Here is a 21,350-nt window from a genome sequence, read left to right on the forward strand (position 1 = left end):
GCGTGGCACGTCACATACTCACGGTCGGCCCGGAACGGTCGGACGGGTTCCGGACGATCGGTGAGGCACTGGCCCAGGCCCGTACCGGGGCGGTGATCCGGGTCCGTCCCGGCCGCTACGCCGAGAACCTCGTCATCCGGCACCGGGTGACGATCGTCGGCGACGGCGAGCCGGGCACCGTCGAGCTCTGCCCGCGGGACGGCACCGCCGTCACCCTCATGGCCGACGCCGTGATGCTCAGCTCCCTCACCCTCCGGGGCCGCGACAAGGAGGCCGCGGTGGTGGACGTGCCGGCCGGTCAGGCCGCCCTCGACGGGTGCACCGTGACCGGTGCCGGATGGACGGCGCTGCTGGTCCGCGGCAAGGGCTCACTGGCCGCCCGCGGCTGCCGGATCGGCAACCCCGGCGGCGCCGGGCTCGTCGACTCCTCGGAGTCCGAGAGCGTCGTCGAGGACTGCGTGTTCGAGAACTTCGGCACCTCCGCGGTGGTCATCGGCGAGACCGCCGGGCCCCTGGTCCGCGACTGCCGCATCCGCGGCGCGCGGGCCAACGGCGTCCTGGCGAGCGGCGAGGCCCGGGGCACCGTGGAGGGCTGCGACATCTCCGGCACCGACAAGCCGGCCATCGCCCTGGAGGGCCACAGCTCGACCCGGGTGCTGCGGTGCGTCGTGCACCACACCTCGGTGGGGCTGCTGGTGACCAGCATGTCCCGCCCGGAGATCGAGGAGACCTCCTTCGATTCCATCGCGCAGAGCGGCATCGTCATCTCCGGCGGGGCCGACCCGGTGCTGCGCGGCTGCGTCACCCGGCGCACGAAGACCAGCGGGCTGCTCGTCCTGGACCGCTCGCGCGGAACCCTGGAGGGATGCTCGTTCCACGGCTCCGCCGAGGGCGCCGTGCGGGTCGTCGAGGGCAGCGCTCCCCTGCTGCGGGACACCGTGGTGAGCGACTGCGCCGACACCGCCGGCGCGGTGCAGCTCTGGGACGGCTCCACCGCCGAGTTCGAACGCCTGGAGGTCCTGGACGCGGCGGGTGTCGGCGTGTCCGTGCGCTCCGCCGCCGACCCCCTGCTGCGCCACGCCCGGATCACCGGCGCGGGCGGCCACGGCGTCGAGTTCACCGATGACGGCCGCGGCCGGCTCGAACACTGCGCGATCGAGTCCGCCGGCGGCTGCGCGCTGCACATCGACGACGACGCCGACCCCGAGATCAGCGACACCGTGCTGAGCTCCGCCGCCCGCTCGGGCCTGCTCGTCGGCGAACGCGGCCGGGGCACCCTGCGGGACTGCGGGATCGGCGACAGCGCCGACGCCGGGGTCAGCGTGCGGGACGGCGCCGAGGTCACCCTGGAGCGGGTCCGGGTGCACGGTTCGAGGGCCCACGGCGTCCAGGTGGCGCGCGGCGGCCGGGCCGTACTCACCGCCTGTGAGATCACCGGGAACACGGGCGACGGCGTACGGGTCGACAGTGCCGAACCGGTCGACGTGACCCGGTGCGTCGTGCGCGACAACCGGGGCGCGGGACTGCACCAGAGCCGGGCGGGCGAACGGCTCACGGTGGAGCTGCTGGCCAGCGCGGACAACGGCCGGCCGGACAGCTGGGGCGAGTCCGCCGGCACGGCCGGCGAGGACGGCGCCCCGGGCGGGTCCGGCACGGAGGGGGAGCCCGAGGGCCCGCTGGCCCGGCTGGAGGCGCTCGTCGGCCTGGAGAACGTCAAGCACCAGGTGAACACGCTGGTCAACCTGAACCAGCTCGCGGAGCGCCGGCGCCGGCTCGGCATGCCGGTCCCGTCCATGAGCCGGCACCTGATCTTCGCGGGGCCGCCCGGCACCGGCAAGACCACCGTCGCCCGCCTCTACGGCAGCATCCTCGCGGACCTGGGCGTGCTCAGGAGCGGGCACCTGGTCGAGGTCGCCCGCGCCGACCTGGTCGCGCAGGTCATCGGCGGTACGGCCATCAAGACCACCGAGGCGTTCAACAGCGCCCTGGGCGGCGTGCTGTTCATCGACGAGGCCTACACCCTCACCGTCGAGGGGACGTCCAACGACTTCGGCCGTGAGGCCGTCGACACCCTGCTGAAGCTGATGGAGGACCACCGCGACGACGTGGTCGTGGTGGCGGCCGGCTACTCCGAGCAGATGGCGTCGTTCCTCACCGCCAACCCGGGCCTCGCCTCCCGGTTCACCCGCACCATCGAGTTCGGCAACTACACGGTCGACGAACTGGTGACGATCACCGAGAGCCTCTGCCACCGGCACCAGTTCGAGCTCGGGCCGCTGACCCGGGAGGCCCTCGCCGTGCGCTTCGAGCAGATGACGCGGGACGCCACCTTCGGCAACGGCCGTGCGGCCCGCGGTGTGTTCGAGGACATGGTGGACCGGCAGGCGTTCCGGCTCGCGGCCGTGACCGACCCGGCGGAGAACGACCTGACGCTGCTGCTGCCGCAGGACGTCGGCGACGCGGAGGCGGCGGCCGTCGGCGGCGGCGACGGCGCGGCGCGGGACGCCGACGAGGCGTCCGACCCGATGGCCGAACTCACCGCCATGGTGGGGCTCGCCGCCGTGAAGCGGGAGGTCGCCGACCTGGTCGGTCTGCTGGCCAACGCCCGGCAGCGGATCGCCGCGGGACTGCCCGCCCCCCGCATCAGCAACCACCTCGTCTTCAGCGGGCCGCCCGGCACCGGCAAGACCACCGTCGCCCGGCTGTACGCCAGGCTGCTGCACTCGCTGGGGGTACTCCCCCGCGACTCCCTGGTGGAGGTGGCACGGGCGGACCTGGTGGGCCAGTACGTCGGCCACACCGCTCAGCGCACCAAGGACGTCTTCACCAGCGCGCTGGGCGGGGTGCTGTTCATCGACGAGGCCTACACCCTGACCCCCGAGGGGGCGTCCAACGACTTCGGCCGCGAGGCCGTCGACACCCTGCTGAAGCTGATGGAGGACCACCGCGACGAGATCGTGGTCGTCGTCGCCGGGTACACCGGGGAGATGGAGCGCTTCCTCGCCTCCAACCCCGGCCTGACGTCCCGGTTCTCCAAGTTCGTGACGTTCGAGGACTACAGCACGGACGAACTGGTCACCATCGTGTGCCGGCACGCCGCCGTCTCCGGGTACGAGTGCGCCGACGCCACCGTCGAGGCGCTGCGCGCCCACGTGGACGCCATCCCCCGCGACCGGTCCTTCGGCAACGCGCGGCTCGCCCGGCAGCTGCTGGAGACGATGATGACGAGCCAGGCCCGCCGGCTCGGCGGGCTGCGGTCGCCCAGCCTCACCGACCTGACGACCCTGCTGCCGGAGGACCTGCCCGTCCGGCGGGCGCCGGGACAGCGGCCCGCCCCCTGAGGACGGACGCCCGCCGGCCGGTGCCGGCGGGCGTCCGCTCGCCCGTCGCGCTTCTCTGACGTTGAGACGTCGCGCTTCTCAGACGTTGAACTTGACGCTCTCCAGCCACACGTCCGGGTTCAGCGACCCGCCGAACCTCCAGCCCTGGGACGACTCGCACAGATAGGCGCCCCAGTCGTGCCCGCCGAGCTTGTGGTGGTGGCAGACGTTGCCGTCGTCGACACCGATGGCGTAGCCGCTGAGGTTCGGCGCGTTCGGGGAGTCACTGCCCAGCGTCAGGTCCGTCCCGTCGGCGGCGCCCGACCACGCGGTCGTCCATCCGTCCTTCTGGACGTACTCGTTGGCGGACACCCGCTTGGCGCCGACCACCGCGATGTTGATGGCCGTGATCGGCAGTCCCTTGCCCGACATGGCCCCGTCGCACCGCGGGTTCGTCCAGCCGGCCCCCTTCCTGTGGACCCGGTAGCAGATGTGCCGGCCCGGGTCCGACGCGGCCAGCCGCTGGACGGCGTAGGCGGCGGTGTTCGGCGGGAGCACGGGAGCCTCGCGCTTCTCGACGCGGGTCTCCGCCTTCTCCGCCTTCTCCGTCTTCTTCTCCTTCGCCTGGGGCGACTCGCCGACCGGGGCCGCCGCCGGACCCACCACCGGGGGTGCCTTCCCGACGACGGGCTTCGGCTCGGCGGACGGCTTCGCCGTCGAGGGTTCCGGCGTGGGCTCCGCCGGGGCGTAGTCGCCCTTCGGCACCTCCAGGGACTCCTCCTCCAGCAGCGTGTCGGACCCGGCGGCCACCGCCACGTCGTCCTTCTTCTGCCGCGAGTCGTCCGTGGCCCAGATCAGCAGCGGCACGGCGAGGAGGACGACCCCCGCGATACCGGCGGCGGCGAGCAGGGGCTTCTTCGGCTTACCGGGCGGCGTCCCGTCCGCGCCGGCGGCGGCGGTGGTTCCGCCGACCACGCCGACCACGCCGGTCTCCCCGGCCGCGGTGTCCGGGGCGGCTTGGGCGGCTTGGGCGGCCCGGGCGGCGGTGGCCGGCTCGGCGGCGCTCGCACCTTCCGCCTCCGGCCTCTGGGGGGCGGCGGACGCGTCGGGTGCGGCCGCGGCCGTCGCGGCGGGTTCCGCGGCCGTACCACCGGTGGTGGCGGGCCGCTCGGGGACGGGCCCGCTCCCGGCGGTGTCCGGGGCCGGTCGTGCCGTCTCCGCTGCCTCGGCCCCGCCCTCGTCCGGCGTCGGTGCCGCCGTGCGCCGCGCGGCCGGCGCCAGCATCGGGCCGGGGTCGGCCGCCGCCGACCCGAGGGAGACGGCCCTGCGGACGGACGAACCGCCCGTGCCGTCGGGCCCTTCAGGGGGCGATTGATTACGACGTGCCATCGTTCTCCTCGGAATGTGGGGGTGATGGGTGAGGGGGGTGGTGCCTTCCCCGTCGCTCGCTATCCGTCCGCGCCCACGGGCCCGGAACAGCGTTCCGGCCACTGCGGACCGTCACCGACGCGGAAGCCCTTGGCCAGCGCTTCCTCGAGGTGCGCGAGGGCCTTGAGGTCCAGGCCGCTCAGCTCCTCCGACCCGTCCATGTAGGCGGTCGCGTTGCCGGGGAGTTCCCGCAGCAGGACGACGGGGCGGCCCGCGGACGCGATCCGCACGCCCAGCACCCGGAAGCCGGTCCCCGGCACGAAGACGATCTCCTCGTGCTCCTCCGTGGCGCCGTCCGGCCGGTCGAGCAGTTGCCGTACCTTGCGTCCGGTGACGGACCAGATCGCGTAGCGCACGGGGGAACCTGCGGGCAGCGCCGAGGCCCCGGCCAGGGCGCTGACCGGGGCGGGGTCGTGCAGCAGCGCGCCGGCCGCCGGTTCGGGACCGTCGGCGTCCCCGCCGCGCAGGGCCACGCCCCGGTAGGACGGCAGCCGGCGCAGGGCGGACGCCAGACAGCCGGCGTAGGGCAGCAGGCGTCCCTCGCCGGTGTGCAGGTCCCGGATCAGCTCGCGGTGGTGCAGCGGCCCTTCCGCGGCGGTGAGGAAGGCGTGGGCGGCGACGAGATCGGTCCGCGCCGCCTCCAGTTCGTGGCCGCGCAGGGCGGGCATCCGGGTGAGCACCCGGGACACGGCGGCGGCGTGCCCCTTCCAGGCGCCGGCCGCGGCGTCCCGGAACGCGGCGCGTTCGGCGGCCCCGCTGACGTGCCCGGGCAGGAACGGAAGGGCCGCACGGCCGGGGGCGGGTGCCGGGCCACCGGGCCCGCGCGGCCCCGTCCCCGCCCCGGCACGGCCGGCCCGCCCGCCGTCCGGCTCCGGGCCGCTCCGCTCACCGGTGGTCCCGGGGCGCGGCCCGGCCGGGGAGACGGTGCGGGGCCCCGCGGCTCCCGCATCCGCACGCCCGTCCGGCGCCGTGCCGGCTGCGGAAACCCTCCGCCCGCTCCCGACGCCGTCCCCGGGCTCCGGCGACGTGGTGGCCGCGTCCCCCTCCGCGGGCCGCCCCGGGGGACCGGGCTCCGCGGAGGCGGCGGGCACGGACGCCCCGGCTTCCGCTCCCCCGGGACCGGCCGCAGGGGAATCCGGCGTCGGTACGGCCCCTCCGGTACCCGCGGCCGGACCGCCGGGAGCCTCCGCGCCCGCCCGGACGTCCGGGGACACGACGGCCCCGGCGGCCGAAGGACCGTGCGACTGGGGGGTGTCCGGGGACGCGGCGGGCGGGAGGACCGGCGCCGCGGATCCGGCCGCCTGAGGATCGGCGGCGGTCACACCGTCGGGACGGTCCGTTCCGCCCTCGCGTCCGGTGACCGACGCTCCCGTCCCGGCCGCACCCGGCCGCCGGCGGACCGCTCCGGCGCCGGGTCCGGCGGCCGAGAGGGCGGTGCTCGCGTCGGACCCCTGAACCGCCCCACCCGGCCCGGCGGCCCGCGCCCCGACGGCGGCTTCAGCGACGCCTCGGCCCACCCCGGCGCCCGGCGAAGCCCCAGCGGTCCCACCGGGCCCATCCGGTGCGCCGGCCCCCGGCCCACCCTCACCCGCGCCGGGCCCCCCGCCCGCCCGGGCGCCGGAACCGGCGGCCGGTGGAACAGCGGCCGCACCCGGCCCACCGGCAGGCGACGCCTCACCGGTCCCACCGGCAGACGGGCCGCCGGAAGTTCCGTCGGCCCCCCGGCCCACCCCGGCGCCCGCCCCGGCGGACGACGAAGCCACGACCGCACCCCGTCCGCGGCCCACCCCACCGGGCTCGACGGCCTCCGGGCCACCGGCACCCTCACCGGGCCCCCGGGCCGACGCACCCGGCGGCACGGACCGGCCCGCCCCGGCGGCAGGCTCGGCGGCGGGCGTGGCGGGGCCGTGGGCCACGGTCGGCGGTGTCCGGCCGCCGGGCCCGTCCGCCGCCCGGCCGGACGGTGGGACGCGGCCGGGTGCCGTGGCCGTGCCCGGCCGGCCGGTGGCCGGGCGGGGGCGTGCCGCCCGGCCGGCGGTGACGTAGCGGATGCCCGGTATGCCGTGTTCGGCGGCCAGGCGGCGCAGGCCGCCGTCGCCCGCCAGGAGCCGGCCCCGGACCAGCAGGGTGGTGCGCGAGCGGACGTCGGAGCCGAGGCCGCGCACGAGGAGGGACAGCGCGGGCAGCAGGGAGTCGTCCAACGGCTGCCCCGGCATGCCCAGTTCGACGGCGCACACCTCCGGGTCGACGGCCGGTCCCAGCGGCCCCGGACGGGGGCCGTCCGGCGTCCACAGGGCGAGGCCGGCCCGGGTCACCGTCGCCTGCCAGCGGTCCGTCAGCCGTACCGTTCCCGGCTCGCCGCCGCCGAGGATCCAGTCGGGCGGATGGAGCTCCGCCGGCCTCGGTACGGGAGCCCGCCCCTCGGAGTCGACCGGCCCGCAGACCACGGATGACACGAACGGCCGCCAGCTCGGCCGCCCGTCCAGCCCGACCAGCGTCGGCCGGGGAGGCGTCCCGGGCGGCGCGTGGTCGTCGAGCAGCGGCAGTCCGGTGAGCACCTCCACCTCGGTGCCCAGCAGATCGGCGACCGACTGCCCGAGCCGCAGCAGGTCGCGCCGGCCGCCGGGCGCGAGCCGGGTGCGGGCCCGCTCCGCCTCCGGCAGTCCCGCGAGGACGGCGGCGACCTCGTCGGCGGCGACGTCCTCCGCCCGCGGGGCGCCGACCAGCACCGTCAGCCGCTCGTGGTCGACGGGCACGGAGAAGCACAGATCGTCGGGGGCCGGTCCGGGCGCCTCGGCCGGGCGGATCACCACGCCCGCCGGGACACGGTCCACGACGCAGCCGCCTGCCGTGCGTTCGGGCACCCCGTCCAGCGCCTCCTCCCAGACGGGCGCCGGGGCGCGCCGGCCCGCCTTCCGGGGTTCCGCGCCGGGCGCGAACCGCCACCACGCGCGTCCGGGGCGGGAGTCGCCGTGGACGAAGAGCGTGCCCCCGGGTGTGATCAGCACGGCCCCGTCCGGAGCCGTCACCTCCAGTTCCCAGGCGTCCGCGATCCTGCGCGCGACACCGGGCCGGTCCGGCCGGTCGTCCCCGGCGCCGGACATCACGAGCCGGATCCGTTCGGTGCCCCGCGCGCGGAGGGAGTCGAGCAGCGCTCCCAGCCGTGCCCAGTGGTCGGCGCCGGGTCCCCCGCCCCCGGCGGCCGAGCCCACGATCACCGTGACGACGTCCTCCTCCCGGCCGACGGCGCCCGCCACCTCGGCCACCACGTCCAGCGGGAACGAGTCGTCCTCGACCGAGCGCACCAGCAGCACGCCGTCGACGTCCTCGACGGGCGGGCCGCCGACGCCCCGGTTTCCGGTGCCGTTCGCGCCGCCGGCCGGGCCCGCCGGACCGCGGCGGCCCGTACCGGGACCGGACCTGCGTCCCCGGCCCGGTATCACGGACGACCAGCGGCTCACGCGTCCGTCCCCCGCACCGGGTGGACGGCCTCGGTCAGCACCCGCGCGGTACGGCCCGCGGGGGCGGAGGGCCGGGCCCCCGCGTCCGTACCGCCTCCGGCCGCGTCGCGCACGGCGCCGGGGTCCAGCAGCATGCTCACCGCGGCCGACGGATTCAGGTACAGCGCGTGTCCCTCGGGGACGCGCGTCAGGAGGTCGTCCGCGCCGACGAGTTCGAACGCGAAACGCCCCGCGGTGTGCAGGAACACCGACGAGGTGAACACCGGGACGACCGGCGTACCGTCCGGCGCCGCCGCGCTCAACGGGCCGCCGCCGGGTGCCGTGAGCACGGCCACCTCGCGTCCCGCCAGCGCCGCCGGCACCGCCTCGCCGGGCCCGTACCCGGTGGACGCGAGCTGGACGGCGCGGTCCACCTCGTCCTCCGGCTCGGGCCAGCCGAGCGCACGCGGGGACGGCCGGTACCCGGGGTTCTCCTCCCACGCGACGATCTCCCCGTCGGGGCCGGACCGCCACCGGCCGGTCGTCGCCCACTCCGGGGGCCTCCCCTCCCCGGACCACGTCGGGTCGACCACTCCCAGCCAGTGGTCGGGGGCGAGGCGTCCTGCCTCACGGATGTCGTCCGGAACGGGCGGCAGCGCCTCGTCCTGCCGGTTCATCGGTGTCCTCGTGCGGTGGTGCGGGGCGGTGACGCCGTGGTCCGCCCCGTGTCGTCCGGATCGTCGTGCCACAGGAGGCGGCGCGCGGTCGTGGCGTCCGTGACGACCGCCGTGAGCAGTCCGGAGCGCAGGGCGGCACGCACCGCGCCGGTGCCGCCCTGTGCGGCGTCCGTGACGCCGATCCGCTCCGGGACGTCCCGCAGCCGGCCGGCGCCGACGGCGATGGTGCGGGCGTCGAGCGTGGTGGGCAGGACCCGGCCGGCGGCGTCCAGGACCAGGCCGGCCACGCCGGCTCGGGCACCCGCCGCGCGGAGCGCCTCCCGCTCCTCCTCGGGCAGGGCCCCGTGCACCGGGGAGTGCGGCGCGTCCCAGGCGGAGATGCCGACGACGGCCTTGGTGACCAGGGCGAAGCGGTCCAGCGTCTCGGCGGTGGCGGGCTGGCTGCGCAGGACGGCGGCCGTCGCCGCGTCGGGCAGCAGGAAGGGGGTGTGGAGCGGGAAGGCCCGGCCCCCGCCCGCCTCGGCCGTGCGGCGGACCGCCGCGATCGCGGTGTCGTGGGCGAGGTCCCGGCCGTGGACCCCCGTCAGCTGGACCACGTCGCACAGCGGCAGCCGGGTGACCGCCTCGCTCAGCGCGTCCGCCGCGTCACTGCCGTCCAGGCCGATGACGTCGCCCTCGCCGGCGATGTCCGAGAGCAGCCGGGCCGCCGCCGTGCCGAGCCAGCGGCCGTTCCGGCCGCGGTCCGCCGGGGACGACGCGGTGCCCTCGCTGCGGGCCAGGTCGACGACGACGCCGTGCCGGAGTCCGTACCGCTCGGCGAGCGCCCTCCCGAGCGGTACGTCGATCTCGGCCGGGACGGTGATGTCGATCCGCACGATGTCGTGGGCCACGGCCGCGTCGAGGAGGCGGGCCACCTTGAAGCGGCTGATGCCGAACTCCTCGGCGATCTCCACCTTCGAGCGGTTCTCCAGGTAGAAGCGCCGGGCGACGGCGGCGGTGAGGAGGGTGTCGATCGGCGCGGGTAACGCCACCGCTTCAGCCGGTTCGGCCATGTTTCTCTCCGCGCCCTCTCACGTTCGTCAACCACCGCACTCCTGCCGCTAGTTCATCTGTGCGAAGTGAGCGGAACATGACGGGCGGGCGACGCGGGAGTGACACGTGGGCCCTCAGTGGCGACCGAAAAGGGCTTCCCGGCTCCCGGACGGGTCTCCGGTGCCGGTCCGGGGAATGATCCGTCCGACTCCCCGCCCCCACCAGCACACCTTCAGGGAGCTCCATGCTGCACGGCATCGACGTGAGTGCGTACCAGACGTCCTCGTACGACACGGACGGCCTGTCCTTCGTCTTCGTGAAGGCGACGGAGGGCAGCTCGTACACCAACCCCCGGCTCGCGGCCCAGACCGAGCGGGCCCGGGACGCCGGGCTGGTCGTCGGCTTCTACCACTTCCTGTGGCCGGGCCGGCTCACCGCCCAGGCCGAGTACTTCGTGAGCAGCATCCCGGACCGGCAGGGTGACGTCCTCGCGGTCGACTGGGAGACGACGGGCGACGGCACGCGGGCCGGCGACGCCGAGAAGGACCGCTTCCTGCGTGAGGTGAAGGAGCTGCGGCCGGACCACCGCGTCGTCCTGTACTGCAACCGGGACTTCTGGCTCGACGTCGACACGACGTCCTACGCCGGCGACGGCCTCTGGATCGCCGACCACGTCACCGCCGGCAGGCCCCGCATCGAGGCCGAGTGGCGCTTCCATCAGTACACCGACGACCCGCTGGACCAGAACGTCGCGGACTTCCCCAGCAGGTCGTCGCTGGACGAGTGGGCCCGGAGCGGCTAGTCAGCCCCGGAACTCGGGCTTGCGCTCGGGGGACGCCCCGGCCAGGGCCTCGGTGACCGCCTCGGTGCCCCCGCGCAGGCCGTAGACGGGGGTGTCGGGCTGCTGGCGCCAGGAGTCGTCGATGCCGCCCGCGTCGACCGTGTCGAAGCCGAGCTCGTCGATCAGCGCCCGGACCTTCCGCTTGGCCGCCTCGTCGTCACCGGCGACGGGGAGGGCCATCCGGCCGGGGTCACCGGCGGGACGGTGGCGGTCCAGGATGTCCTGGGCGTAGGTGCCGTTGAAGGCCTTGATGACGGCGTGGCCGATCTGGCGTTCGGTCCAGCGGCTCTCGGTGAGACCGTCGTCCTCGATGCCGGCGATCCTGCCGTCGCGCTGCCGCGGGTAGTAGTTGCCGGTGTCGATGACGGCCACGTCCTGCGCGGCCCCGTCCAGCAGGCCGGACGGCAGGTCCGGGACGGCCTTGAGGGGGACCGTGACGACGACGACCTCCGCGCCGCGCGCCGCCTCCTCGGCCCGTACCGGGGTGGCGCCCGTCTCCTCGGCCAGTTCCTTCAGCGTCTCGGGTCCGCGGGAGTTGGCGACGGAGACGTCGTGGCCGAGGGCCGTGAGCCGCCGTGTGAGGTTTCCGCCGATGTTGCCCGCGCCGATGATGCCGATCTTCATGTCCGCTCGCCTCGCCCTTCCGGGGATCGGTGTCCGTTTCGGTTCCCTTCGGGAACCCGCGTGGTCGGCACCAACCACCCGGACGGGCGGGCTATTCCGGACCTACTTGTCCACGTGCGCCCAGAACTCGTCGAAGGACAGGAGCTTGTCGCCGTTCAGGTCGCGGGACTTGATCAGGGCCTCCGCGACCGTCTCGGTGACGTTCCAGTCACCGCCCTGGGCCAGGGCGGTCTTGAACTCGGCAGCGGTGATGAATCCGTCCCCGTCCGTGTCGATCCGCTCGAACTGCTTGCGCGCTTCCTCGATGTCCGCCACCGGTCCGCCCCTCGTCTCGTGCTGTGTCTCGTACGGTGTCGTCTTGCTGACGCGGGTCAGGTTATCCGGCGGTCCGGAACGGCGGTGCGGCGACCACCGGGGTCAGGCCCTTCCGGTGGGTGGAGAGGCGAGGAGCGCGAGGGTGGGCGACGGGCTGAGGGAGATCCTCGACGGGGTGGCGCGGGGCGTCTTCCCGCCGGCGGACGGGGGGACGACGGTGGTGGCGCAGCCGTCCGCCCGGGACGCGGGGGTGCTGGCGTTCACCGGACACTCCGTCGTGTTCACCGACGAGGACCCCGCGTGGGTGCGGCGGACGCTCGCCGAGGCCGACTGCGACGCCCTGGCCGCCACCATGAACGTGCGCTTCCTGTCGGCCTTCCTGCAGCGCACGGGGCGGCGGACGGACACCGTGGACGTGATGACGGTGGCGCGGCCGCTGCCCGGTGGCGCGCCGCCGGGTCTGGCGGAGACCGGCGACCCGGGCCATCCCCGCGTCGCCGCCGCCCTGGTCCGGCGCGACGACGTCCGGGTGTGGGCGGCGGACGGGGGCGTGTTGGTCCTGGGCCGGGGTGTCGCGGGGCGGCTGGAGGTCGCGGTGGAGGTGGCGGAGGACGCGCGGCACCGGGGGCTGGGCCGGCGGCTGGCGCTCGCGGCGCGCCGGCTGGCCGGGGGCGAACCGGTGTGGGCGCAGATCTCGCCGGGCAACGCGCGCAGTCTGCGGGCCTTCCAGGCGGCGGGGTACCGGCCGGTGGGTTCGGAGGCGCTCTTCCTCCCGAGCCGGTGAAGGGCTGAGCGCGTGGGCTCTCAGCGGTCCACCGGGGCCCTCGTGCTCAGCGGTGCACAGGGCGCGCGGGCTCTCAGCGGTCCACGACGCGCATCTCGAACCAGGTGGTCTTGCCGCGGGGCAGCAGGTCGACGCCCCAGCGGTCGGCGAGCTTGTCGACGAGGAAGAGACCGCGGCCGCTGACGTCCAGTTCCTGGACGGGCATGAGACAGGGCAGGCCGCGGGACGGGTCGCGGACCTCGACGCGGATCCAGCCGCGCCGGTGGCGCATGCGGAGGCCGAAGACGCGGGCTCCGGTGTGGCGTACCGCGTTGCCGACCAGTTCCGAGACGAGCAGGACGGCGTCCTCGGTGGTCTTCGCGGGGAGGCCCCACTGGCGCAGGACGACGACCTGGACGAGCCGGCGTGCGGTGGCGGCCGATTCGGGGCGGGAGGGTAACGGAACTTCCCCCTCCGTGGGGTCGCCGAACAACTCCAGGGCCTTCGCTGCGTGTTCGTCCTCGACCGTCGGCGACCAGCGCGACGCGGTCGCACCTCCGTCTCCCCGCGGCTGTTCCCTGCCCTCCAGCCCCGCCATGCCCCCATCATGGCCGTCCGCCGGCGCCCGCGGGGCCGTCTCCGGGGAATGCGCCCCCGGCGCACCCCCGCGGGACACCGGGCCTCCGGCATGTGCCGCCGGCATTCCGCAGTCCCCGAAGGCCCGCCCCACCTGCGGAAACGGCTCACTCTCAGGCAATCGACGGGCTCCCTCGACACGACGGCTTCAGGGTGCCCCAAGGCTCCCACAATCCGCCCCGTCGAGGGGCCGGGATCAGACATCGCGTCAACTGCAAGCCCCTGGAGGGGTGCTTCAGCGGGACGTCACAGGAACTTCGCCTTGCCGGGGCCCTCCTCGACGAAGCTGCGCATCCCCCGCTCACGGTCCTCCGTGGCGAACAGGCCCGCGAACCAGTTCCGTTCGATGGCGAGGCCGGTCTCGATGTCGGTCTCCAGACCGGCGTCGACGGACTCCTTGGCCGCCCGCAGCGCGATCGCCGGACCCTGGGCCAGCTTGGCCGCCCAGGCGTGCGCCTGCGTGTAGACCTCGCCGGCGGGGACCACACGGTCGACCAGGCCGAGCGTCAGCGCCTCGTCGGCGCGGACCTGGCGGCCGGTGAAGATGAGGTCCTTGGCCCTGGAGGGGCCGATCAGCCGGGACAGCCGCTGGGTGCCGCCGGCGCCCGGGATGAGGCCGAGCAGGATCTCCGGCTGGCCCAGCTTGGCGTTCTCCCCGGCGATGCGGTAGTCGGCGCAGAGGGCGAGTTCGCAGCCGCCGCCGAGCGCGTAGCCGGTGACGGCGGCCACGACCGGCTTGGGGATGCGGGCGACGGCGGTGAAGGAGTCCTGGAGCGCGCGGGCCCGCTGGACCATGGCCGCGTGGTCCATGGCCTGCATCTCCTTGATGTCCGCGCCCGCCGCGAACACCTTCTCGCCGCCGTGGATGACCACGGCGCGCACGTCGTCGCGCCGCGTGGCCTCCTCGGCGAGCTCCTTCAACCGGTCCTGCGTGGCGATGTCCAGCGCGTTCATGGGCGGCCGGTCCAGCCGCAGCGTGCCGACGCCTTCGGAGACTTCGAGATGTACGGTCATGCCCCGCAGGTTAGCGGGCGTTCACACGCCGGGACACCGCAGGTGCGCCGCCCGCCGGGCGGGCCCCCGCACCCCCTGAGGGGCACGGGGGCCGGCCGGGTCACGCCTTCCACTTCTCCCAGGACATGTTCCAGCCGTTGAGGCCGTTGTCCGGGGCGACCACCGCGTCGTCGGAGTTCTTGACGACCACGACGTCGCCGATCATGGAGTTCTCGAAGAACCAGGCGCCCGGTGCCTTCTTGTCCCAGCCGCCGCGCACGTCCCGCAGGCCGATGCAGCCGTGGCTGGCGTTGTAGTTGCCGAAGGCGTCACCGCCCCAGTAGTTGCCGTGCAGGAAGGTGCCGGAGGTGGTCAGGCGCATGGCGTGGGGGACGTCCTTGATGTCGTACTCGCCGCCGTAGCCGACCGTCTCGCCGTTCATGCGGGTGACCTTCAGCCGCTCGCTGATGACCATCTGGCCGTTCCAGGTCTCCATGCCGGCCTTGCCGGTGGTGACGGGGATGGTCTTGATGACCTTGCCGTCCCGCTGGACCTTCATCGTGAGCTTCTTGGCGTCGACGACGGACACCTGCGAGCGGCCGATGGTGAAGGAGACCTTCTTGGACTGCTTCCCGTAGACACCCTCGCGGCCCTCGACGCCGTCGAGGTTGAGGTCGACGGTGACCTTGGTGCCGGCCTTCCAGTACGTCTCCGGGCGGAAGTCGAGGCGGTCGTTGCCGAACCAGTGGCCCTCGACCTCGACGGGCGGCTCGGTGGTGATGCGGACGGCCTTCTCGACGTCGTCGGGGTGGGTGATGCCCCGGGTGAAGCGGAGCGAGAACGGCATGCCGACGCCGACCTCGGAGCCGTCCTCGGGGGTGAAGTGACCGACGAAGGTGTTCTTCGGCGTCAGGGTCGTGAAGGTGGAGTCCTCCGCGGCGGTGCGGCCCTCGGAATCCTTGGCGACGGCGTGCACCGTGTACTTGGTCGAGGCGGCGAGGTGGGTGGCCGGCGTCCAGGTGGCGCCGTCACCGGATATCGCGCCCTCGACCGGGTCGCCGTCCGGGTTCTTGACGACGACCTCGGTCAGCTTGCCCTTGCTCGCGGTGACCTTCAGCGCGCCGCTGGTCTTCACGGACTCCGCGCCGTCCTCGGGCGCGATCGCGACCACGGCCTCGGACTGCTGGCTCTGCGCCGCGGCGGAGTCCTTGCCCTTGCCCTTGCCGTCGTCCTGGCCGGCTCCCGCGTCCGCTCCCCCGCCGCCGCAGGCGGTGACCGCCAGCGCCAGACCGAGCGCCAGCGCCGCCAGCTTCCTGCCGCCCCGTCGCCGCGCGCCCACCGACGCCCCCGATATCGGCCCCACGTTCACTTGTTTCTCCCCTCGGCGGCCCCCGGCGACTGTCGGCCGGGCCCGCGCCCCCGCGCGCACCACGCGCGCTCGGCCGCATAGTAACCACAGGCCAGGGGCGATCTCGGCGGCGGTTTTGTCACCGTTGCGTTCCAACTTCCGCCGGCCGCCGCAGGGGTGTCGCGGTCAGCGCCGCGTCACCGCGCCGCCCGCCGTCCATTCCCTCCAGTTCATGTTCCAGCCGCCGAGGCCGTTGTCGGGCGCCACCTGCTTGTCCTTGCTGTTGACGACCTCCACGACGTCACCGACGAGGCTGCGGTCGAAGAACCAGCCGGCCGGGGTGTCCGCGCCCCCGCCCTTGTCGTCGCGCAGGCCGACGCAGCCGTGGCTGACGTTACTGCTGCCGAACACTCCGGGCGGGGCCCAGTAGTTGCCGTGCAGGAAGGTGCCGGAGCTGGTCAGGCGGATGGCGTGCGGCACGTCGGGGATGTCGTACTCGCCGCCGAAGCCGACCGTGCGGCTGTTCATGCGGGTGACCTCGAGCATCTCGGTGATGACCATCTTGCCGTTGTAGGTGGGCGTCTTCGCCGCCCCCGCCGTGATCGGCACGGTGGTGAGCAGTTGCCCGTCCCGCCGCACCCGCATGGTGTGCCGGGAGGCGTCCACCACCGACACCTGGCTGCGGCCGACGGTGAAGGTGAAGGTACGGCGCTGGAGGCCGTACACGCCGGGTGCGCCCTCGACGTCGCGGAGGTTCAGGTCGACGGTGACCCGGGTGCCGGGCTTCCAGTAGTGCTCGGGCCGGAAGTCCAGGCGGGAGTCGCCGAACCAGTGCGGGCGGATCTCCACGGCCGGGCGGGCGGTGACGCGGACGGCGCGTTCGACGGCCGCGCGGTGGGTGATCTTCCGGTTGAACTCCAGGGAGACGATCATGCCGGTGCCGACGGTGGCGCGGTCCTCCGGGGCGACGTAGCCGATGAAGCGTTCCTCCGGGACGAAGGTGGTGAACTCGGTGTGCCGGGCGGAACGGCGGCCCTCGCCGTCCACGGCCACCGCGTCGACGGTGTACTTCGCGGCGAGCGCCAGCCGGTCGTCGTCGGGCTTCCAGGTCAGCCCGTCGGCGGAGACCCGTCCCGGCACGGCCGACTCCCGCGCGTCCTGGGACACGACTACCTTCACCGACTCCAGCCGCCCGTCGGGCACCCGCACCCGCAGCGGGGAGCCGGGCCGTACGTCCTCACTACCGTCGTCGGGGACCACCCGGATGGCGTCGCCCCGGCCCGGGGGACCGAACGCCCCCCGCACGGGGCCGTCCGCGGTACATCCGGCGGTTCCGGTCAGCAGTCCTGCCCATGTCACTACGACGGCCAGTGCGGCCCTCGCGCGCCGTGCGCGCCCAGTTACGTGCCTCACGGGGTACCCAACGACGGGCCCCGCCTCCGGAAACGACCATGTCCGCCCCCCGGGGAAACGTGAGTGCGAGGCACGCTCTGGGCAGAACAGTGGGAGGACGACGCGCCGGGGAGCCGCGGACGGAGCCGATGGGACGGGCCGCCGCGCACCCCTGCCCGCCCGTCGTCCCCCACGAGCCGCGGGAGGCTGACAGGTGTCCAGCGCAGCCGAGCAGGAGGCGGTGGCCGGAGAACGGGCCACCGGGGACGGGCGCCCGGCCGTCGTCGTGAACGGCGCGCGGCCGGCGCCGCCCGTGCCGACGGTGCCGGTCCGGCCGGGGCGGCCGACGCCGCTGGGCGCCCGGTTCCGGACCGGCCCGGACGGGGTGGCGGGGACCAACTTCGCGCTCTGGGCGGGCGGTGCGGAGGGGGTGGAGCTGTGCCTGTTCGACGAACGCGGGCGGGAGAGCCGCGCCCGGCTCACCGAGCTGACGCACGGGATCTGGCACGGCTTCGTGCCGGGTGTGCGGCCGGGGCAGCGGTACGGCTACCGGGTGCACGGCCGCTGGGACCCGTGGACCGGCGCCCGCTGGAACCCGGCGAAGCTGCTGCTCGATCCGTACGCCCGCGCGGTGGACGGGGACTTCCTGCTGCCGCCCGAGGTGTACGGCCACGTCCGCGACTGGCCCGAGCAGCACGTGGCGGACACCGTGCGCGACGACCGGGACTCGGCGCCGTACGTCCCCAAGGGGGTGGTCGTCCACGACGACGACGACTGGGCGGACGACCGCAGGCCGAAGACGCCGTGGGCGGACTCGGTCATCTACGAGCTGCACGTCAAGGGCTTCACCCAGCGGCACCCGGGCGTCCCCGAGGAGCTGCGCGGCACGTACGCCGGTCTCGCGCACCCGGCGGCGGTCGAGCACCTGGTGAAGCTGGGCGTGACGGCCGTCGAGCTGCTGCCGGTGCACCAGTTCGCGCACGAGGACCACCTGCTGCGGCGGGGCCTGCGCAACTACTGGGGCTACAACTCCATCGGCTACTTCGCCCCGCACGCCGGCTACGCGGCCTCGGGGTCGACGGGGCAGCAGGTGGGCGAGTTCAAGCGGATGGTGCGCGCCCTGCACGCGGCGGGGATCGAGGTGATCCTCGACGTGGTCTACAACCACACCGCCGAGGCGGGCGAGCTGGGCCCCACGCTCTCCCTGAAGGGCGTCGACAACCGGGGCTACTACCGGCTCCAGCACGACGCGCGCCGGTACGCCGACTACACGGGCTGCGGCAACACCCTGCACGTCGTCCAGCCGCACGTGCTGCGTCTGATCACCGACTCGCTGCGCTACTGGGTGACGGAGATGGGCGTCGACGGCTTCCGGTTCGACCTGGCGGCGGCGCTGGCCCGTTCCATGCACGACGTCGACATGCTGTCCCCGTTCCTCGCGGTGATCGCTCAGGACCCGGTGCTGCGCCGGGTGAAGCTGATAGCGGAACCCTGGGACGTCGGCTCCGGCGGCTACCAGGTGGGCGCGTTCCCTCCGCTGTGGACGGAGTGGAACGACCGGTACCGGGACGCCGTGCGGGACTTCTGGCGGCACGCGCCGGCCGGCGTGCGGGAGATGGGCTACCGGCTGTCCGGGTCGAGCGACCTGTACGCGTGGGGCGGCCGGCGGCCGTACGCCTCGGTCAACTTCGTCACCGCGCACGACGGTTTCACCCTGCGGGACCTGGTGTCCTACGACCGCAAGCACAACGAGGCGAACGGCGAGGGCAACCGGGACGGCACGGACGACAACCGCTCCTGGAACTGCGGCGCGGAGGGGGAGACGGACGACGAGGACGTACGGGCGCTGCGGCGGCGGCAGCTGCGGAACCTGCTGACCACGCTGCTGCTGTCGACGGGCGTGCCGATGCTGGTCGCCGGTGACGAGATGGGCCGCACCCAGCGCGGCAACAACAACGCCTACTGCCAGGACAACGAGATCGGCTGGGTGGACTGGTCCCTGCTGGACGACCCGGACTGGCGGCCCCTGTTCGAGCTGACGTCCCGGCTGATCGCCCTGCGCCACCGGCACCCGGTGCTGCGCCGGCGGGCGTTCTTCTCCGGGCGCCCGCACTCCGCGGACGGGCTGCGCGACCTGGCCTGGTTCACCCCGCACGGCGCGGAGATGACGGAGGACGACTGGTGGGCGCCGGCCGCCACGCTCGGCATGTACCTCTCCGGGCGGGACATCCCGGGGCGGGACGAGCGGGGGGCGCCGGTCCTCGACGACAGCTTCCTGGCGGTGCTGCACGCGGGGCACGCTCCGGTGGCCTTCGAGCTGCCGGGGCCGCCGTGGGCCGGGGGGTACGAGGTGGTGGTGGACACCGCGCGGGAGGAACAGGACCGGCCGCCGGACACGGTGCACCGCGCGGGGGCGCGGATCACGGTGCCGGGGCGGTCGGTCCTGCTGTTGCGGGTGCGGCCCTGACGTGCCGGGGGCGGCGTGACGTGCCGGTACGGCCCGATGTGCGGGGGCGGCGTGCTCAGCCGAGGATGCCCCGGTCGTAGCCCACGGCCACCGCCGCGGCGCGGTCCTTGGCCCCGAGCTTGCCGAAGATGTGGGTGAGGTGGGTCTTCACGGTCGCCTCGCTGATGAACAGTTCCCGGGCGATCTCCCGGTTGGACGTCCCCTTGGCGACCAGGGCCAGTACCTCGCGCTCGCGGGCGGAGAGCGACTCGTGGCCGGGGGCCGCGGGGGCGCGGACGGCGGAGACCAGGCGGGAGGCGACGGCCGGGGAGAGCACCGTACGGCCCCGCGCCGCGGCGCGGACGGCGGTGAACAGTTCCTCGCGGGGCGCGTCCTTGAGCAGGTAGCCGGTGGCGCCCGCCTCGATCGCGGGGAGGGTGTCGGAGTCGGTGTCGTACGTGGTCAGCACCAGGACCCGCGCGCGGGCACCCCGGCGGGACAGTTCGCGGATGGCGTCGACCCCGCCCCCGCCCGGCATCCGCAGGTCCATGAGGACCACGTCGGGGTCCAGGGCGGCGGCGCGTTCCAGCGCCTCGACGCCGTTCGCGGCCTCACCGAGGACATGGAAGCCGGGCGCGGAGTCGAACATGCCGCGCAGACCGTCCCGTACGACGGGGTGGTCGTCGACGACGAGGAGGGAGATCACGGCCTCGCCGGTCACGGCGTCACCGGTCACGGCCTCGCCGGTCGGGGCGTCACCGGTCACGCCGTCGGTCAAAGCGTCGTCGGTCGGGGCGTCATCGGTCATGGCGGACCAACGGTACGCGAGCCGAGACCGCCGTGCCGCCGCCGATTTCGGACTCGATCGTGAGCGCCCCGGCGACGCGCTCGGCACGGGCCCGCATCCCGTCGAGGCCGAAGCCGCCGGTGCCGCTGCGCGCGGGGACGGCGCGCGGGTCGAAACCCCGGCCGTCGTCGCGGACGTCGAGGGTGACCTCGTCGCCCATGAAGGACAGGGTGACACCGACGCGTCCCGCGGCGGCGTGGCGGGCGGCGTTGGACAGGGCCTCCTGGGCGATGCGCAGCAGGGTGGCCGCCACCTCGTCGTGCAGCGGTTCGGCGGTGCCGGTGACCGTGAACCCGGCCCGCGCACCGGTGCGTTCGCCCCATTCGGTGACGGTCTTCTTCAGCGCCTCGGGCAGCCCGCCGTCGGCGAGCGCGACCGGGGAGAGGTTGTGCACGGAGCGGCGCGCCTCGCCGAGGCTCTCGCGGGCCAGGGCGAGGGCCCGTTCCCTGTGGGTGCGGGAGGCGGCCGGGTCGGGGACGGTCGCCGCGACCTGGAGCTGGGTGATGATGCCGGTCAGTCCCTGGGCGATGGTGTCGTGGATCTCGGCGGCCAGCCGCCGCCGCTCGTCGGCGACCCCGGCCTCCCGTGCCTGGAGGAGGAGCTGGGTGTGCAGGGCGGCGTTCTCGTCGAGGGCCTGCTGCAACGCCGTGTTGGTGCGTCCGAGTTCGGCGATGGTCTCCACCCGGGCCCGGCCGCGGGCCTCCTCCAGTTCGGCGAAGTGGCCGAAGAGGAGGGCCAGCACGCTGTTGGCCGCGAGGAGCGAGCCGAAGAGCACCCAGCCGAGCCCGTCCCCCGGCGGCAGTCCTCCCGACTGGGAGCCCGCCATGGTCACGGCGGTGGCGAACAGGCCGGCCTTGCGCAGCCGGGGCGGCAGCAGCCGCTCGGTGCTGAAGTAGCCGAGGGCGGCGTAGAAGGCGAACAGCGGGTGCAGCACCGTGAGGACGAAGGCGATCGCCCAGCGCAGGGCGTACTGGCGGGCGCCCGCCATCGACGGTCCCGGGTGGCCGCGGGCCGCCCTGTTCCACCACAGTTCCAGGACGACGCCCGCGACGATCAGCACGGCGCACGCCAGCCGTTCACCGGTGCGCATGCCGAGGGCGTCGGCGGTCGCCCAGCCGATCACGGTGCTCAGGAAGAGCAGTCCGTACGGACCCCAGCGGTCGAACACCGCCCGCCGCTGGTCGAGTCGCGTCGCTTCCGCCATGGCGTCATTCTGGGTCACGTCCGCGCGCCCGCTCCCGGTCGTCA

At 74.7% G+C, this 21,350-nt stretch carries 16 protein-coding genes; 4 read left to right on the forward strand and 12 right to left on the reverse strand.

Annotated features, from left to right (window positions below; all coding sequences use genetic code 11):
• The first annotated feature begins 2 nt into the window (after window positions 1–2).
• Entirely contained in the window at window positions 3–3,341 is a 3,339-nt protein-coding gene (locus IE118_RS21680; protein ID WP_189559635.1) for a right-handed parallel beta-helix repeat-containing protein, read from the forward strand.
• Between the two features lie 78 nt (window positions 3,342–3,419).
• Here the strand turns inward: IE118_RS21680 and IE118_RS21685 are convergent, their stop codons facing one another.
• From IE118_RS21685 to IE118_RS21700, 4 genes are read right to left on the reverse strand one after another with little or no spacing between them, the layout of a single operon-like run.
• Window positions 3,420–4,709 (reverse strand): hypothetical protein, encoded by a 1,290-nt coding sequence (locus tag IE118_RS21685; RefSeq protein ID WP_189559636.1) that lies wholly within the window; start codon window positions 4,707–4,709, stop codon window positions 3,420–3,422.
• 59 nt (window positions 4,710–4,768) lie between these two features.
• Window positions 4,769–8,209 carry a hypothetical protein gene (locus IE118_RS21690; protein WP_189559637.1) on the reverse strand — a complete coding sequence of 1,147 codons (3,441 nt, stop codon included), beginning with the start codon at window positions 8,207–8,209 and terminating at the stop codon, window positions 4,769–4,771.
• Complete coding sequence (locus tag IE118_RS21695; protein ID WP_189559638.1) at window positions 8,206–8,865, reverse strand: type VII secretion system-associated protein; 660 nt, start codon at window positions 8,863–8,865, stop codon at window positions 8,206–8,208. Before IE118_RS21695 ends, IE118_RS21690 begins: the two co-directional genes overlap by 4 nt.
• The gene (locus IE118_RS21700) at window positions 8,862–9,917 is read right to left on the reverse strand and encodes a sugar-binding transcriptional regulator (protein ID WP_189559639.1); all 1,056 of its coding nucleotides are present in this window, start codon (window positions 9,915–9,917) and stop codon (window positions 8,862–8,864) included. The genes IE118_RS21695 and IE118_RS21700 overlap by 4 nt, the downstream gene beginning before the upstream one ends.
• Before the next feature lie 224 nt (window positions 9,918–10,141).
• Between IE118_RS21700 and IE118_RS21705 the strand changes: the two genes are divergently transcribed.
• Entirely contained in the window at window positions 10,142–10,699 is a 558-nt protein-coding gene (locus tag IE118_RS21705) for a GH25 family lysozyme (RefSeq protein ID WP_189559640.1), read from the forward strand.
• Here the strand turns inward: IE118_RS21705 and IE118_RS21710 are convergent, their stop codons facing one another.
• Together IE118_RS21710 and IE118_RS21715 are read right to left on the reverse strand one after the other, a co-directional pair.
• Complete coding sequence (locus IE118_RS21710) at window positions 10,700–11,389, reverse strand: NADPH-dependent F420 reductase (protein ID WP_373298405.1); 690 nt, start codon at window positions 11,387–11,389, stop codon at window positions 10,700–10,702.
• 75 nt (window positions 11,390–11,464) lie between these two features.
• Window positions 11,465–11,677 carry an EF-hand domain-containing protein gene (locus IE118_RS21715; protein WP_189559642.1) on the reverse strand — a complete coding sequence of 71 codons (213 nt, stop codon included), beginning with the start codon at window positions 11,675–11,677 and terminating at the stop codon, window positions 11,465–11,467.
• A gap of 142 nt (window positions 11,678–11,819) precedes the next feature.
• On the opposite strand from IE118_RS21715, the gene IE118_RS21720 reads away from it, so the two are divergent.
• Window positions 11,820–12,461 carry a GNAT family N-acetyltransferase gene (locus IE118_RS21720; RefSeq protein ID WP_189559643.1) on the forward strand — a complete coding sequence of 214 codons (642 nt, stop codon included), beginning with the start codon at window positions 11,820–11,822 and terminating at the stop codon, window positions 12,459–12,461.
• 73 nt (window positions 12,462–12,534) lie between these two features.
• Here IE118_RS21720 and IE118_RS21725 read toward each other — a convergent pair whose 3' ends face one another.
• From IE118_RS21725 to IE118_RS21740, 4 genes are all read right to left on the reverse strand, one after another.
• Window positions 12,535–13,143, reverse strand: a complete 609-nt coding sequence (locus IE118_RS21725) for an ATP-binding protein (protein WP_189559644.1) — start codon at window positions 13,141–13,143, stop codon at window positions 12,535–12,537.
• Window positions 13,144–13,322: 179 nt separating this feature from the next.
• Entirely contained in the window at window positions 13,323–14,090 is a 768-nt protein-coding gene (locus IE118_RS21730; protein WP_189559645.1) for an enoyl-CoA hydratase/isomerase family protein, read from the reverse strand.
• 100 nt (window positions 14,091–14,190) lie between these two features.
• Window positions 14,191–15,438 (reverse strand): L,D-transpeptidase, encoded by a 1,248-nt coding sequence (locus IE118_RS21735; RefSeq protein ID WP_189559646.1) that lies wholly within the window; start codon window positions 15,436–15,438, stop codon window positions 14,191–14,193.
• 165 nt (window positions 15,439–15,603) lie between these two features.
• Window positions 15,604–16,830 carry a L,D-transpeptidase gene (locus tag IE118_RS21740; RefSeq protein WP_189559647.1) on the reverse strand — a complete coding sequence of 409 codons (1,227 nt, stop codon included), beginning with the start codon at window positions 16,828–16,830 and terminating at the stop codon, window positions 15,604–15,606.
• A 193-nt stretch (window positions 16,831–17,023) separates the two neighbouring features.
• Between IE118_RS21740 and glgX the strand changes: the two genes are divergently transcribed.
• Window positions 17,024–19,276, forward strand: coding sequence for a glycogen debranching protein GlgX (gene glgX / locus IE118_RS21745; RefSeq protein WP_189559648.1), 2,253 nt, complete (start codon window positions 17,024–17,026; stop codon window positions 19,274–19,276).
• A 55-nt stretch (window positions 19,277–19,331) separates the two neighbouring features.
• Here the strand turns inward: glgX and IE118_RS21750 are convergent, their stop codons facing one another.
• Window positions 19,332–19,991, reverse strand: a complete 660-nt coding sequence (locus IE118_RS21750) for a response regulator (RefSeq protein WP_373298407.1) — start codon at window positions 19,989–19,991, stop codon at window positions 19,332–19,334.
• Window positions 19,992–20,052: 61 nt separating this feature from the next.
• Window positions 20,053–21,306: a sensor histidine kinase gene (locus tag IE118_RS21755; RefSeq protein WP_229846889.1), complete on the reverse strand. Its 1,254-nt coding sequence runs from the start codon at window positions 21,304–21,306 to the stop codon at window positions 20,053–20,055.
• Between the last annotated feature and the right edge of the window lie 44 nt (window positions 21,307–21,350).

This window comes from Streptomyces pilosus (genome assembly GCF_014649835.1).
Classification (GTDB): domain Bacteria; phylum Actinomycetota; class Actinomycetes; order Streptomycetales; family Streptomycetaceae; genus Streptomyces; species Streptomyces pilosus.